Here is a 14,285-nt window from a genome sequence, read left to right as displayed (position 1 = left end):
ATGTCTATGAAAACAGATGTGGAGATTTCAGAAGAAACAGTTTTAAAACCGATTGCAGAAATTGCGAACCAATTGGGTTTGGATGAAACATTGTACGATGTTTATGGTAAGACAAAAGCTAAGATTGATTTAAGTGTGAGTCAAAGAGAACAGCGAGGTAAGCTAGTACTTGTCACATCTATTAATCCTACACCTGCGGGTGAGGGAAAGACTACGACTAATATTGGCTTGTCAATGGGATTAAACCGCTTGGGTTATCCTGCTATCAGTGCTTTACGTGAACCATCATTAGGACCTTGTTTTGGTATGAAGGGTGGCGCAACGGGAGGCGGTTATGCTCAAGTAGTGCCAATGGATGAAATTAACCTTCATTTTACGGGTGATTTCCATGCTATTACTTCAGCTCATAATCTATTAGCTGCAATGATTGATAATCATATTTTTCATGGCAATCTCTTGAATATCGATCAAAATCGTGTGGTTTGGAACCGTGTGATGGATATGAATGATCGTGCTTTGCGATCACTCACCATTAATTCCAAACGAATTCAACATGATACATCGTTTGATATTACCGTGGCATCAGAAATTATGGCAATTGTCTGTCTGGCAGAAGATATGGACGACCTTAAACACCGTTTAGCGTCGATTGTGGTGGCTTATGATGTTGAAGGGGAAGTTATCACTGCTCATGATTTAAATGCAGTAGGGGCGATGACATTGCTTCTCAAGGATGCAATGAAACCAAACCTCGTTCAAACAAATGAAAATACACCTGCTATTATTCATGGCGGACCCTTCGCAAATATTGCGCATGGATGTAACTCGATTATTGCAACCAAGACGGCGCTTGCCCTTTCAGATTATGTTATTACCGAAGCAGGGTTTGGTGCAGACTTAGGTGCCGAGAAGTTCTATGATATTAAATGTCGTATTGGGAATTTAAAACCCGATGCAACGGTTTTAGTAGCCACAATTCGCGCGCTTAAATATCATGGCGGTCAACCACTCTCAGAGCTTCAATACGAGAACCTGGATGCCCTTCAAGAAGGGATTAAAAATTTAGTGCAACACTTTGATAATCTTTCGAAGTATCAAAACAACATCATCATTTCAATTAATGCATTCGCAACAGATACTGAATCTGAAATTGCAATGCTAATGGCGTTGGAAGAAGAACTTGGTTGTCCAGTGGTCCTTTCGAATGTCTTTATGGAAGGTGGAAAAGGTGGCGAAGCTTTAGCACAAGCAGTTGTCGATATGTGCGAAGTAGCGGATGATTTCAAACCTTTATATGATTCAAATCAACCCTTATCAACTTCTATTGAAACGATTGCGAAAGAAATATACCGTGCCCAAAGTGTCAGTTATTCTGAGGAGGCACAAGAACAAATTAAAACAATTGAAGCGATGAATCCACAAGGATTACCTGTGTGTATTGCGAAAACACAATATTCATTCAGTGATGATCCTAAGAAATTAAATACACCTCGTAATTTTAATATTCATGTTAAATCAGTGAGACTGTCACAAGGTGCAGGATTTGCGGTCGTCCTATTGGGAGATATCATGACGATGCCAGGATTACCCAAACATCCTAATGCCGAAAATATGGATTACACAGATAAAGTTATTGGTTTAAAATAAGCTAACCTGAGGGGGTTAATGTGAAGCAAGAAAAAAGCGTTTATGTGGTGCTTAGTGATACGGGGAGTTTGTTGACAAAAACAATCAAAGTATTTACTCGAGCACCTTATAATCATGTCTCAATTTCCTTTGATCCGGAATTGAAACAACTCTATAGTTTTGGAAGGAAAACACCAAACAATCCATTTAGTGGTGGCTTTGTTGTTGAGAATATTGATCGCGGAACTTTTAAGAAATTTCATAAGACACAATGTCTTGTGTTGAAGACAAAAGTTGATGCATCATCCCATCAACTCTTGAAAGAAAGAGTTGCATCCTTTGTAGAAAATGAAGAAAAGTATCACTATAATTTTATAGGGTTAATTGGTGTATTATTTAAACGGAGAATATCCCGAAAGAATGGTTATTATTGTTCTCACTTTGTTGCGGAAACATTTGAACATGCCAATCTTCTTGACGGAAGTACACCACCATTTTTAGTTAAACCTTATGATTTTACCCAGATGCTAGGATTATCACCTGTTTATGAAGGATTGTTGAAAGAGTATGAAACGTGTTGATTCGTGAGAATCCACGTTTTTTCTATGTTAAAATGGATAGGAAAGAGGTATGTTATGGAAAAGCAAAGTATTGATTTATTAACAGTAGAACTTAAAGAATTTAAACGACATCAAATCGAAACGGTATTACAGTTATTAGAAGATGGTAATACCATTCCATTTATTGCCCGTTATCGTAAAGAAATGACCGGAAGTTTGGATGAGGTGCAAATAAACACCATTTCTCAACGTTACCAATATGTCGAAAACTTACGTACGCGAAAAGAAGAAATTGTACGTCTTATTGATGAACAAGGAAAACTTACGGAAGAACTTGCACAAGAAATTGCGGCAGCGACTGTTCTTCAACAGCTTGAAGATATTTATCGTCCTTACAAACAAAAACGTCGTACCAAGGCAACGATTGCGAAAGAAAAAGGTCTTGAACCACTCGCCTTAGAAATTTTATCATTACCTCAAGAATTTAATTTAAATACCCTTGATGAATATCTTAGCGAAGAATTTGAACTTGAAACACGTGAACAAGTTCTCGAAGGTGTTCATGAAATTATTGCTGAAAGTGTTGGCGATGATGCACTCTTTAGAACATGGGTTCGTAAATATACGTATTCAAATGGACACGTAGTTTCAAAACTAAAAGATGAGACATTGGATGAGCGTCGTGTCTATGAAATGTACTATGATTTCAGTAACCCTGTTGATAAGATTGCATCGCATCGTGTCCTTGCATTAAACCGTGCTGAGAAAGAAAATGTATTGAAAGTTGAAATTCAATGTGATGATACGCACATTCTAAGTTTTTTCAATCATAAAATTGTAGGCAAGAAACAAGATTCTCCATGTACACCCATCGTGGTCGCAGCGTATGAGGACAGTTATAAACGATTTATTAAACCTGCCATTGAACGGGAACTTCGTAATGAGCTAACTGAAAAAGCGGATCAACAAGCGATTCATATCTTTGGGGAGAACCTGAATAATCTGTTACTTCAAGCCCCTTTAAAAGGAAAAACAGTCTTGGGATTTGATCCGGCATACCGTACTGGATGTAAATTGGCTGTTGTTGATGAAACGGGACGTGTACTTCATATTGATGTTATTTACCCACACGAGCCAGCACCACGTGCCAAACGTGAAGAAGCGGGTGTTCGCTTCAATAATATTGTGAAGAAGTTTAATGTCAACATGGTAGCAATTGGTAATGGAACAGCAAGCCGTGAATCTGAGGTCTTTGTAGCAAACCAAATTAAAAATGCGGGATTACCCGTTCACTTTGTCATTGTTAATGAAGCAGGAGCATCTGTATACTCTGCAAGTGAAACAGCGCGAAATGAATTCCCGGATTTGCAAGTTGAACAAAGATCTGCTGTAAGTATTGCCCGTCGTTTGCAAGATCCGTTAGCGGAACTTGTAAAGATTGATCCACAATCAGTAGGAGTAGGACAATACCAACATGATGTTGCTCAAAAAGAACTAAAAGAACAATTGAACTTTGTAGTTGAAACTGCCGTTAACAAGGTTGGGGTAGATGTTAATACTGCAAGCCCGCAACTCTTGGAACGTGTTGCCGGGATTACTAAAACTACAGCACAAAATATTGTAACGGAACGTGAATCACTCGGTTCCTTTACCAAACGTGAACAACTTAAAAAAGTTCCAAGACTGGGACCTAAATCGTATGAACAAGCTATTGGATTTATGAGAATTCCTCGTGGGGAAAACATTCTTGATAGTACCGGAATTCACCCCGAAAGTTATGCAATGACTAAAAAACTATTAAAAGATCATGGTATTGATGTGAACACATTAGGAAGTGAAAGTACCAATGAAACACTACGAGGCCTTTCTCTCAATGAATTAAGTACTCAATACGAAGTCGGTAAAGAAACATTGAAAGATATTCTGGATGCGCTATTAGCACCAGGTAGAGATATGCGTGAAGACATGGAACAACCACTTCTTCGTTCGGATGTTCTTACGATGGAAGATTTAAAACCAGGTATGGAATTGCAAGGAACGGTACGTAATGTTGTGGATTTCGGTGCCTTTGTAGATATCGGTGTAAAACAAGATGGACTCGTACATATTTCTAAGTTAAGCAAACAGTTTGTTAAACATCCAACAGATGTTGTCTCAGTTGGGGATATCGTAACTGTTTGGGTAATGGAAGCGGATTTGAAGAAAGAACGCATTCAACTCTCAATGATCAATGATGCACAACAGGCACAATAAGATGAGTTTTATAACACTTGTTTACCACGAATTTCGTGATGATCACTATGATGACTCGAAAGCATCTCATATTGATGTTGCCTCCAAATATGCAGACATTCTACCTTTGCCACTTTTTACACGCGTCCAAGATTTTGAAGATCAAATTAAGTATCTGGTAGATGAAAACTATTATTTTATGAGCGTTTCCGACATGATTGCGTATTATGAAGGGGAGAAAGAACTCCCTGAGAAGTCAGTTTTTCTGACATTTGATGATGCGTTTCAGTCAGTTTATCACTATGCGTATCCAATTCTAAAGAACTATAATTTACATGCAGCGATGTTTGTTGTTAGTGGCTGGTTGCATGAAGAACCTTCAGAATTTGATGCGAGCATTTCTAAGGTGATGTCTCAAAGTGAATTGACAAAGATGCATGATGTCTTTGAATTCTGTAATCATACCGATGTCTTACATGAGCGTGCAGGTGCTAAGGGAATCATTCAATTAACAGATAAAGAAACTTTATTGCGCGATCTTGAGGAATGCAGCAAGTACGTTGATTATCCAGAAGTGTTCGCATATCCCTTTGGATTTTATGATGAAAATGTCATTAAAATATTTGAAACGTCAAATATTAAATTTGCTTTCACAACAAATTCCGGAAAAAACAATAAAGATGAAAATCGCTATGAATTAAATCGAAATGTTGTTGCTTATAAAATTACACACCAACAATTTATCGATCTTGTAAAATAGAGGCTTAAGCCTCTATTTTTTATGTGGAAAAGGATTGAGAAATCTTAAGTTTTTTCTATCCTTATTATAGTGGTTGAAATAATGATGAAAAGTAAGTGTTATCATAGGGAAAATTCTTGAATAAGGGCATTCTGTGTGATAGTATTCTATTGTATTCATAAATTTTATGAGAAGTCGGACATGTGTTCGAAGTTCGGTCTATCAAATAGGATTGGAATTCGGGGGCAGTCTTTTTTTATGTAGGGAGGTGTAGCTTACGAAAAAAATAAAATATGGACTCATAATTGTAGGATTAATCCCTATGATTATTGTCGATTGGAAGTTGGCGTTAGGGTGGCTATTAGGGTGGTCTTGCCTTCTAGTACTCGGATATTTCCGAGAGAAATTTTATACCGTATTATTGTCGGGTGAAAATTTCTCAGTTAAAAAATATGTGAGTTACATTGTATTTGTATTTATAATTCTGTGGTTACCGTTGTTATTGGCGTTTATGTTTCCACAAGTTATTAATCCCTATGCGATTGCAGGAGCCTATGTGGCAGATCGCTTCTTGTTATTTGTTACAGGCATCTTTAAAAAAGAGGAGGGTGTATGAAATTACAAAAAGAAGTATACTCAATTTTAATTCTCACAATCTTTCTCTTCATTCTATTTAAAGCGATGAATAAAAAATTGGTAGGATTGGAGCTCAAAGAAAAGCCAAAGGGTCTTGCTCTTAAGGCAATCTTGTTTGTTCAAACTATCAATAATTTTACGGTTCAAAACATGGGTGAAAAACATGGGAAACGAATGTCGGCTTATATTGGATCCGTGTTTATCTATATCTTACTTGCAAACATGATGGGACTTCTGGGTCTTCAATCACCTACAAGTAATTATTCGGTAACTTTGGTATTAGCGATTATATCGTTTTGTTTAATACAACATGCCAAGATAGATCAAAATGGTATTAAGGGTTATTTCAAAGGGTTTTTTGAACCATTCTTCCCTTTTGTCATTCCAAACTTCTTTGGTACGGTTGCACCTTTAATCAGTTTGTCCCTTCGTTTATTTGGGAATGTATTGTCGGGAACGGTTATTATGACGTTACTGTACACCTTCACAGCGTGGCTCAGTAGCTTTGTTCCACTTATTGGTGGATTTAACTTTATTGGAGTTGTAGTAGCTCCAGTATTGCATTTATATTTTGATATGTTCTCTGCATTCTTGCAGGCGTTCATATTTATTTCTTTAACATCAATTTTGATTGCGGTAGAATACGCAGAATAACATATAGGAGGATTTTAAAATGGATGTAAGTGTAGGTAAAGGTTTAGTAGCGATTGCAGCAGCACTCGCAGTTATGACAGGTATTTTCTCAACAGTTGGACAAGGTTATGCAGCAGCTAAAGCAGTTGAAGCAGTTGGTAAAAATCCAGAAGCTGAAAGCAAGATTCGTTCAATGTTAATTTTAGGTGCTGGGATTGCGGAAACAGCTGCTATCTACGGTATGTTGATTGCCTTCTTATTAATTTTTGTATTCTAGTAAAAAATATTAATTAAGAGGAGGTTTGTATGGATTTAAATATTGCGGAAAAGTTATTTCCACAAATAGCAACAATGCTTGCTCAATTGGGAGCTACTTTTGTTATCTATTTAATGTATCGTAAATATCTTTATGAACCCGTTCAAAAGTATTTAGATAAACGTGCAACGGTTATGGAAGAAGAAATGGATGAAGCTAAAAAACTTAAAGAGGAATCTTTACGTATAAAAGAACAATCCGATGAAGCATATGTCGTAGCCATGGATAAACTAAAAGAAGTTGAAAAAACGATGCTTGCTCAAGCTGAAAAAGAACGAGCAGCAATCGTGGAGTCTGCGCAAGATGAAATCAGACGCCAAGAAAACCAATTGAAACAAGATTTTGAACAAGACAAGAAAATGTTCTACAAAGAAATGTCGCAATATCTATTAGAAACAGCAGTGTCCGTTAATCAAAAAGTTCTTGAAGATCAAGACATTGATTCTGATACCTTAATTCCGGATTTCCAAAAGGAGCTTCGCAATTATGATCATCAGCACTAAGACGTATGCACTGGCTCTCTTTGAAGTTGCACATGAACAAGGACGTGAACTTGAAATATTTGATGAACTTTCATCAATTGAAGAAATTCTAGCAGATAAAGATGTTCGCAAGACTTTATCATTGACGCTTGTTAATGATAAAGTTTTAGAACCTGTTTGGAAGTTCTTGGAAACATATTATTCAAATGAAACGATTCATTTCTTGAAGATATTGAATGAAGCAAACATGGTTCGTGATTTCTCACGGATTGTAAGTTCTTATCAAGATTTACTTATTGATAATGAATTACTCATGATTGTGGATGTTCGAAGTTCTCGAGAACTGAATGATAAAGAAAAAGAAACCTTGTTAAAATCTCTTAAGGAGAAATATCAAGGTCGTTATAAAGTTAGCTATGAACTCGATTCTCAATTGATCAAGGGAATGGTAGTTTCTGTTAACAATGATATTTATGACACAAGTATAAAAGGAAAACTTGATCAGATTCTAAGTTATGGAGGGTTTGCGAATGAATAACTCAACAGAAAACATCATTGAAAGACTTAAGGAACAAATTAAAGATGTTAAATTTGATACTTTAAGTGAGGATATTGGTAAAGTCTTTAAAGTTGGAGACGGTATTGCTTTTGTTAGAGGGTTAAATGATGTTTTATCTGGAGAAATGCTTCGATTTGATCACGATGTTTATGGTTTAGCTTTAAACCTTGAAGAGAATCAAGTTGGGGTTGTTCTTTTAGGAAGTGATACTTCAATTAAAGAAGGGGATACTGTTTATCGTACAAACCATGTTATCGAAGTGGGTGTTGGTGATGCACTGTTAGGTCGTGTTGTGAACGCCTTGGGTCAACCAATCGATGGTATGGGAGAATTAAACACGGTATCTGTGAGACCGATTGAACGCGTTGCGCCAGGGGTTATGACACGCCAATCCGTTAACCAACCGTTACACACTGGAATCAAAGTTATTGATGCCATGATTCCAATTGGTAAAGGACAACGTGAGTTAATCATTGGTGACCGTCAAACTGGTAAAACAAGTATTGCACTTAATGCAATCTTAAATCAAAAGGGACAAAACGTAAAATGTATCTATGTTGCAATTGGTCAAAAAGCTTCAACTGTTGCGATGGTTGTGGAAAAACTGAAAGAACATGATGCACTTGATTATACAGTTGTTGTCTCAAGTACAGCAAGTGAACTTGCACCACTTCAATACATTGCTCCTTATACAGGATGTGCAATGGGAGAGTATTGGATGGATAATGGTGATGATGTGCTGATTGTGTATGATGATTTATCAAAACATGCAGTAGCTTATCGTACGATTTCATTATTACTTAGACGTCCTGCAGGCCGTGAAGCCTACCCAGGTGATGTCTTCTACTTACATTCAAGACTTCTTGAAAGAAGTGCGAAACTCAATGAAAAATATGGCGGCGGTTCGATGACTGCACTTCCTATTATTGAGACACAGGCTGGAGATATCTCAGCATATATTCCAACAAATGTTATTTCAATTACCGATGGACAGTTATTCTTAAATCTTGATGCATTCAATAGCGGTATGAGACCTGCTGTAGATAGTGGGATGTCAGTTTCACGTGTTGGATCAGCGGCTCAAACTAAGGCAATGAAGCAAGTATCTTCATCCCTTAAACTTGAACTTGCTACCTATCATGAACTCTTGTCATTTGCTCAATTCAGTTCTGATATTGACCCAACAACACAAAAAGCAATTGATCATGGACACCGTATTACAGAACTCTTAAAACAAGGTGCTCTTACAAAGATTTCTCATGAATTAATGATCATCAGTATGTTCTTAAATAAATATGGATACCTCGATCAGCTTAATGTGAAGGATGTTGCACCATTCGAAAAATTCTTGCATAAACGCTTTGAAGCGTCACATCAAGATATTTTGGATCGTATCAAAGAAAACTATGTTCTTGATGATGCATTGGTCGAAGACATCAAGCAAGTAGTCGAAAATGAATTAGAGAGTTTCAAAATAGCAGAGCATGCCTAATACATCTGCATTAAAGAAACGAATTAAAACAATTTCTTCGACTCAAAAAATTACAAAAGCTATGAAATTAGTATCTTTAAGTAAATTACAAAGATACAAAAATGAATTGGGTTCTTTCAAGGATTACTATAATGCCGTTCATGAAATCTCAGATTCATTTATGACTGCGGATGAAGGGGAAATATCGTCTTTACCCAAGTTATACTTTATTGTTATGCCTGATTTGGGATTGTGTTCTGCTTATTCTCAAGGTGTTCTTAAGAAAGTACGTGAAGTTTCACAAGATGGAGATTTTGCTTATGTACTTGGAACCCAAAACTTTGAAACACTACAATCTTTAGATTTGAAAGTAATCAATGAAATGGAATCAAGTGAGCACTTTAATGTTAATCAAGGAATCAAAGTTATTTCAGAATATTTGGATACGCATCAAATTGTTGCGGTAGTTCCTGAGTATGTAAATATGATGACGATGGAGTTTCATCTCTATGAGTTATCTACTGCAAACTATCAAATGCGTGATGATGTTATTTACGAACCAAACTTTGATGAAGTTACAATGTTACTCAAAAAAGTATCGTTGATTTCATTATTGAGATTTGCGTTTCTTACTTCAAAAGTAAGTGAACATACAACACGACGGATTGCTATGGAAAAAGCAACAGATAGTGCTCAAGATATGATTGATGATTTAGGTCGTCAATATAACCGTATTAGACAAGAAGCAATTACTCAAGAAATATCTGAAATAGTATCAGGAATGGAGGTTTCATAATGAAAGGTAGAATTGTACAAATTGTTGGACCTGTTGTCGATGTCCGCTTTGAAAAAGATCGAATGCCTAAAATTAATAATGCATTGATTGTGGAAAAAGAGGGACAACGTCTTACATTAGAAGTATCACAGCATATTGGTAATGACCTTGCGCGTTGTATCGCCATGGGACCAACAGACGGACTCTCACGTGATATTGAGGTCACAGATACAGAAAATGCGATTCAAGTACCTGTTGGTAAAGAAGTACTTGGACGTATGTTTAATGTATTGGGTGAACCGATTGATGAAATGCCATTTGACACTGCAGGTGTTGAGTATCATGAAATTCATCGTGAAGCTCCGGCATTTAAAGATCAAGAAACAACAAATAAAGTTTTAGAAACAGGAATTAAAGTTATTGATTTACTCTGTCCATACCCACAAGGTGGTAAAATTGGTCTCTTTGGAGGGGCTGGAGTTGGGAAAACTGTTCTTATGCAAGAGTTAATCCATAATATCGCTATTGAACACTCAGGATTATCCGTTGTTGCGGGTGTTGGTGAAAGAACTCGTGAAGGAAATGACTTATACCATGAAATGAAGGATGCTAAAGTTCTTGATAACACAGTATTGGTATATGGCCAAATGAACGAATCACCAGGAGCACGTATGCGTGTTGCGTTATCAGCGCTTACCATGGCTGAAAACTTCCGTGATAATAACAAACAGGATGTGTTACTCTTTATTGATAATATTTTCCGATTCACACAAGCTGGATCTGAAGTATCCGCACTTCTTGGACGCATGCCATCAGCAGTTGGATACCAACCAACACTTGCTACTGAAATGGGACAACTTCAAGAACGTATTACGTCAACAAAATCAGGATCGATTACATCCATTCAAGCGATTTATGTGCCTGCGGATGACTTAACAGACCCTGCTGCCGCTATTACGTTTACGCACTTGGATGCAAAAACGGTTCTTGATCGTAACATTGCTGCATTGGGTATCTACCCTGCTGTTGATCCATTAGAATCAAGCAGTAGTCTTCTATCAGAAGATGTCGTGGGAGCAGATCACGTTTATGTTGCAACTGAAGTTCAAAAAATATTACAAAGATATAAAGATCTTCAAGATATTATCGCAATCTTAGGAATGGATGAATTGAGTGCAGAAGATAAACTTACTGTTAATCGCGCACGTCGTATTCGTAACTTCTTATCACAACCCTTCTTCGTTGCTGAGACATTCTCAGGAATTCAAGGAGCGTATGTACCAATTAGTGAAACAATCCGTAGCTTTAAAGCAATCCTTAATGGAGAAGCGGATCATATCCCTGAACAAGCATTCTTATTTGCCGCAACGATTGATGATGTCTATCGAAAAGCAGAAAGTATGTAATGACTATGTTCGAGATAAAAATAGTAACGCCGCATGGGATTTATGATGAAATTCAAGTATCATCAGTAACACTTCCTACAACAGATGGTCAACGTACCGTACTTCCAAATCACATGCCTCTAGTCATGCCTTTGGAAATTGGGAATATGTATCTTAAAAAAGATAATGAACGCGTTGATTATGCAATTTCAGAAGGGATGTTTACTTTTGAGAATAATTGCGGTACATTGATTATTACATCAATCGAACGTGGGGATGAGATTGATTTCGAGCGTGCAGAAAAAGCAAAACAGCGTGCTGAAGAAAGACTCCATGGTCAACATTATGAAGATCATGTAGATTTTAAACGTGCTGAATTAGCCATGAAGCGATCGCTATCGAGGTTGAGGCTAAAGAAATGATTAAAACATTAAAAAGAAAATTTAAAAAACTATCGATTCCCCAGTATATTGCATTAGGATTTGCAATGACAATCCTAATCGGTGGAATCTTACTATCTTTACCAATCGCAAGTCGCAGTGGCGAGTGGACACCCTTTTTGGATGCCCTCTTTACAGCGACTTCTGCTGTTTGTGTAACAGGTCAAGTAACACTTAACACAGCCGCACACTGGAACTATTTTGGTAGCACGGTAATTATTACACTGATTGAAATTGGCGGATTGGGATTCATGTCTGTGATTGTAATGTTCTTTGTGTTCTTAGGTAAAAAACTAAGCTTGAAGCAACGTTTAATCCTGCAGGATGCCATTAACTCAGAAAAACTCTCAGATTCACAGTATTTAATTCGATATATTATCAAATTCTCACTAACAGTTCAGTTAATCGGGGCAATCTTGCTCTCAATTGATTTCATTCCACGATTTGGACTTTGGAAGGGAATCTACTTCTCACTATTTCATGCAATCTCTGCATTCTGTAATGCAGGATTTGACTTGTTTGGAAACAGCTTAGAAGGCTTTACACAAAATCCTCTCGTTATCTTAACGATTGGTGGTTTAATCGTCTTTGGTGGACTTGGATTTATTGTATGGCATGATTTACTTCACTATAAAAAGAATAAAAAACTTTTAATGCATACGAAGCTAACATTGGTAACAACTTTATCAATCTTATTTGCAAGTTTCTTATTATTCTGGCTTAGCGAAAGTCGTAATGGAACGTTCGCAGACTTACCGCTTCATTTACAGCTAGTGAACTATTTGTTTATGGCGATAACGCCACGTACAGCAGGTTATGCTAATGTGAACTATGCAATGGTATCCTCAATGGGAATCTTTGTAACGATTATCTTAATGTTCATTGGAGCGTCATCTGGTTCAACAGGTGGTGGGGTTAAAGTAACAACTGTTGCGACCATCTTCCTCTACGTTAAAGGAAAACTGCATGATGAAGAACCACGGTTCCAAAATCGGAAAATACCTAAAGATCGTGTTGTGAAATCCGTAATGATTGTATTCATTGGACTTATGGTTGTAATTGGAGCTTCATTGATACTCTTGATTACTGAAACAATACCTGAGAGATATGGTATTGAATACGTCTTAGTTGAAGTATTCTCGTGTTTTGGTACAGTAGGATTAACAATGGGATTAACACCTGATCTTACAGCCATTGGTAAAATTGTGCTAATAATTGTAATGTTTGCAGGACGTATTGGACTGTTGACATTCTTCCTATCATTTGGTGGTAGGAGCGAACCGAAAGAACCATTAATTAGATACCCAGAAGGAAATCTCTTGGTAGGTTAGGAGAAAAAATATGATTAATAAAACAGTAGCAGTATTAGGATTAGGACTCTTTGGTGCATCCGTTGCGAAAACATTAGCACGACACCAAGTTGAAGTAATTGCCATCGATCAAAAAATGGCACGTGTTGAAGAGGTTGCAGGGCATGTTGATCATTGTGTATCGGGTGACTTTACCAAATATGAAGTTTTAGAAGCCGCAGACGTAGCTCAAGCAGATATTGGAATTGTTGCATCAGGAGAACGTCTTGAGGATACAATCATGGGTGTTCTGAATCTTAAGAAATTAGGTGTGAAGCATGTCATTGTGAAAACAAAGAATACGGAATACCTTGAAGTTCTTAAAAAAGTAGGAGCAGACCGTGTTGTACTACCGGAAGTAGAGATGGGTAAACGTCTTGGAAATGAAATTGCTAAACACAGTATTATTGATGCGTTTAGAATTGATGATAACTACAATATTGCAGAAATTCATCCTCTTACAAACTGGGTAGGTAAAAAGATTAGTGATTTAAATCTTCGTCAAGATTTCGGATTTAATATCGTTGCTTTAAAATGTGGAGACATTCATGGTTTAAAGATTATGGTTGATCCAGATTACATCGTTAAAGATGGCGATCTCTTCTTTGTATTAGTTGAAGAAGCTGATTTAGAACGCTTTAATAATTTAGATGAAAATTAGAGGCTTGTCCTCTTTTTTTTATTTGAGCATATTAATTAACTTTTATACGGTTAGGGGTATAATATAAGTGTAAAGGAGATGTCTTATGATAAAAAATATTACAGATGCAAATTTTAATGAAGAAACAAAAGATGGTTATGTGTTCGTTGATTTCTGGGCAGAATGGTGCGGACCTTGCCGTATGTTAGGACCTGTACTTGATGAACTCTCAACAGAACTTGAAGGTAAAGTTGAAATCAAGAAAGTTAATATTGATGAGAATCAAGCCATTGCTCAACAATACGGTATTATGAGTATCCCTACAATGATCTTATTTAAAGATGGATTACCTGTAGAAAAGATTCAAGGTTTCCAACCAAAACAAGCTCTTAAACAATATCTTGAAAGTAAGATTTAAAAGACCTTCTTGCAATCGCATGCC

General features: G+C 36.8%; 16 protein-coding genes. All 16 read left to right on the top strand.

Features of this window, described 5'->3' with window-relative positions:
• Positions 1-6: 6 nt before the first annotated feature.
• The 16 genes from H9L01_RS00730 to trxA all read left to right on the top strand — a co-directional run bounded on the left by H9L01_RS00730 (position 7) and on the right by trxA (position 14,261).
• On the top strand, positions 7-1,647 hold the full coding sequence (locus tag H9L01_RS00730; RefSeq protein ID WP_187534054.1) for a formate--tetrahydrofolate ligase: 1,641 nt from the start codon (positions 7-9) through the stop codon (positions 1,645-1,647).
• A 20-nt stretch (positions 1,648-1,667) separates the two neighbouring features.
• The gene (locus H9L01_RS00725; RefSeq protein ID WP_187534053.1) at positions 1,668-2,207 is read left to right on the top strand and encodes a hypothetical protein; all 540 of its coding nucleotides are present in this window, start codon (positions 1,668-1,670) and stop codon (positions 2,205-2,207) included.
• Positions 2,208-2,261: 54 nt separating this feature from the next.
• Positions 2,262-4,439: a Tex family protein gene (locus H9L01_RS00720; RefSeq protein WP_187534052.1), complete on the top strand. Its 2,178-nt coding sequence runs from the start codon at positions 2,262-2,264 to the stop codon at positions 4,437-4,439.
• A 1-nt stretch (position 4,440) separates the two neighbouring features.
• Positions 4,441-5,178: a polysaccharide deacetylase family protein gene (locus H9L01_RS00715; protein WP_187534051.1), complete on the top strand. Its 738-nt coding sequence runs from the start codon at positions 4,441-4,443 to the stop codon at positions 5,176-5,178.
• 301 nt (positions 5,179-5,479) lie between these two features.
• Positions 5,480-5,773, top strand: coding sequence for a hypothetical protein (locus H9L01_RS00710; protein WP_187534050.1), 294 nt, complete (start codon positions 5,480-5,482; stop codon positions 5,771-5,773).
• A complete protein-coding gene (locus H9L01_RS00705) occupies positions 5,770-6,447 on the top strand; it encodes a F0F1 ATP synthase subunit A (protein ID WP_187534049.1) in 678 nt (225 codons plus the stop codon). The genes H9L01_RS00710 and H9L01_RS00705 overlap by 4 nt, the downstream gene beginning before the upstream one ends.
• 19 nt (positions 6,448-6,466) lie before the next feature.
• A complete protein-coding gene (atpE, locus tag H9L01_RS00700; RefSeq protein WP_187534048.1) occupies positions 6,467-6,703 on the top strand; it encodes an ATP synthase F0 subunit C in 237 nt (78 codons plus the stop codon).
• Between the two features lie 29 nt (positions 6,704-6,732).
• A complete protein-coding gene (locus H9L01_RS00695) occupies positions 6,733-7,245 on the top strand; it encodes a F0F1 ATP synthase subunit B (protein WP_187534047.1) in 513 nt (170 codons plus the stop codon).
• Complete coding sequence (atpH, locus tag H9L01_RS00690) at positions 7,229-7,762, top strand: ATP synthase F1 subunit delta (RefSeq protein ID WP_187534046.1); 534 nt, start codon at positions 7,229-7,231, stop codon at positions 7,760-7,762. Before H9L01_RS00695 ends, atpH begins: the two co-directional genes overlap by 17 nt.
• Entirely contained in the window at positions 7,755-9,275 is a 1,521-nt protein-coding gene (gene atpA, locus H9L01_RS00685; RefSeq protein WP_187534045.1) for a F0F1 ATP synthase subunit alpha, read from the top strand. Before atpH ends, atpA begins: the two co-directional genes overlap by 8 nt.
• Complete coding sequence (locus H9L01_RS00680; protein ID WP_187534044.1) at positions 9,268-10,050, top strand: F0F1 ATP synthase subunit gamma; 783 nt, start codon at positions 9,268-9,270, stop codon at positions 10,048-10,050. The genes atpA and H9L01_RS00680 overlap by 8 nt, the downstream gene beginning before the upstream one ends.
• Positions 10,050-11,435 (top strand): F0F1 ATP synthase subunit beta, encoded by a 1,386-nt coding sequence (gene atpD, locus H9L01_RS00675; RefSeq protein WP_187534043.1) that lies wholly within the window; start codon positions 10,050-10,052, stop codon positions 11,433-11,435. Before H9L01_RS00680 ends, atpD begins: the two co-directional genes overlap by 1 nt.
• A gap of 5 nt (positions 11,436-11,440) precedes the next feature.
• A complete protein-coding gene (gene atpC, locus H9L01_RS00670; protein WP_187534042.1) occupies positions 11,441-11,836 on the top strand; it encodes an ATP synthase F1 subunit epsilon in 396 nt (131 codons plus the stop codon).
• Positions 11,833-13,185, top strand: a complete 1,353-nt coding sequence (locus H9L01_RS00665; protein ID WP_187534041.1) for a TrkH family potassium uptake protein — start codon at positions 11,833-11,835, stop codon at positions 13,183-13,185. The genes atpC and H9L01_RS00665 overlap by 4 nt, the downstream gene beginning before the upstream one ends.
• A gap of 10 nt (positions 13,186-13,195) precedes the next feature.
• Complete coding sequence (locus H9L01_RS00660; RefSeq protein ID WP_187534040.1) at positions 13,196-13,864, top strand: potassium channel family protein; 669 nt, start codon at positions 13,196-13,198, stop codon at positions 13,862-13,864.
• An 85-nt stretch (positions 13,865-13,949) separates the two neighbouring features.
• Entirely contained in the window at positions 13,950-14,261 is a 312-nt protein-coding gene (trxA, locus tag H9L01_RS00655; protein ID WP_187534039.1) for a thioredoxin, read from the top strand.
• The last annotated feature ends 24 nt before the right edge of the window (positions 14,262-14,285 follow it).

It is taken from the genome of Erysipelothrix inopinata, from assembly GCF_014396165.1.
In the GTDB taxonomy this organism is placed as follows: Bacteria; Bacillota_I; Bacilli_A; order Erysipelotrichales; family Erysipelotrichaceae; genus Erysipelothrix; species Erysipelothrix inopinata.
The sequence above is the reverse complement of the archived record's forward strand: the minus strand, read 5'-3'. Positions and strand labels throughout refer to the sequence as shown.

What these genes read in the sequence shown, in the direction of transcription:
- H9L01_RS00730 (WP_187534054.1), top strand. Translation starts at nt 7, where the DNA reads ATGAAAACAGATGTGGAGATTTCAGAAGAAACAGTTTTAAAACCGATT.
- H9L01_RS00720 (WP_187534052.1), top strand. Translation starts at nt 2,262, where the DNA reads ATGGAAAAGCAAAGTATTGATTTATTAACAGTAGAACTTAAAGAATTT.
- H9L01_RS00715 (WP_187534051.1), top strand. Translation starts at nt 4,441, where the DNA reads ATGAGTTTTATAACACTTGTTTACCACGAATTTCGTGATGATCACTAT.
- H9L01_RS00710 (WP_187534050.1), top strand. Translation starts at nt 5,480, where the DNA reads ATGATTATTGTCGATTGGAAGTTGGCGTTAGGGTGGCTATTAGGGTGG.
- H9L01_RS00705 (WP_187534049.1), top strand. Translation starts at nt 5,770, where the DNA reads ATGAAATTACAAAAAGAAGTATACTCAATTTTAATTCTCACAATCTTT.
- atpE (WP_187534048.1), top strand. Translation starts at nt 6,467, where the DNA reads ATGGATGTAAGTGTAGGTAAAGGTTTAGTAGCGATTGCAGCAGCACTC.
- H9L01_RS00695 (WP_187534047.1), top strand. Translation starts at nt 6,733, where the DNA reads ATGGATTTAAATATTGCGGAAAAGTTATTTCCACAAATAGCAACAATG.
- atpH (WP_187534046.1), top strand. Translation starts at nt 7,229, where the DNA reads ATGATCATCAGCACTAAGACGTATGCACTGGCTCTCTTTGAAGTTGCA.
- atpA (WP_187534045.1), top strand. Translation starts at nt 7,755, where the DNA reads ATGAATAACTCAACAGAAAACATCATTGAAAGACTTAAGGAACAAATT.
- H9L01_RS00680 (WP_187534044.1), top strand. Translation starts at nt 9,268, where the DNA reads ATGCCTAATACATCTGCATTAAAGAAACGAATTAAAACAATTTCTTCG.
- atpD (WP_187534043.1), top strand. Translation starts at nt 10,050, where the DNA reads ATGAAAGGTAGAATTGTACAAATTGTTGGACCTGTTGTCGATGTCCGC.
- atpC (WP_187534042.1), top strand. Translation starts at nt 11,441, where the DNA reads ATGTTCGAGATAAAAATAGTAACGCCGCATGGGATTTATGATGAAATT.
- H9L01_RS00665 (WP_187534041.1), top strand. Translation starts at nt 11,833, where the DNA reads ATGATTAAAACATTAAAAAGAAAATTTAAAAAACTATCGATTCCCCAG.
- H9L01_RS00660 (WP_187534040.1), top strand. Translation starts at nt 13,196, where the DNA reads ATGATTAATAAAACAGTAGCAGTATTAGGATTAGGACTCTTTGGTGCA.
- trxA (WP_187534039.1), top strand. Translation starts at nt 13,950, where the DNA reads ATGATAAAAAATATTACAGATGCAAATTTTAATGAAGAAACAAAAGAT.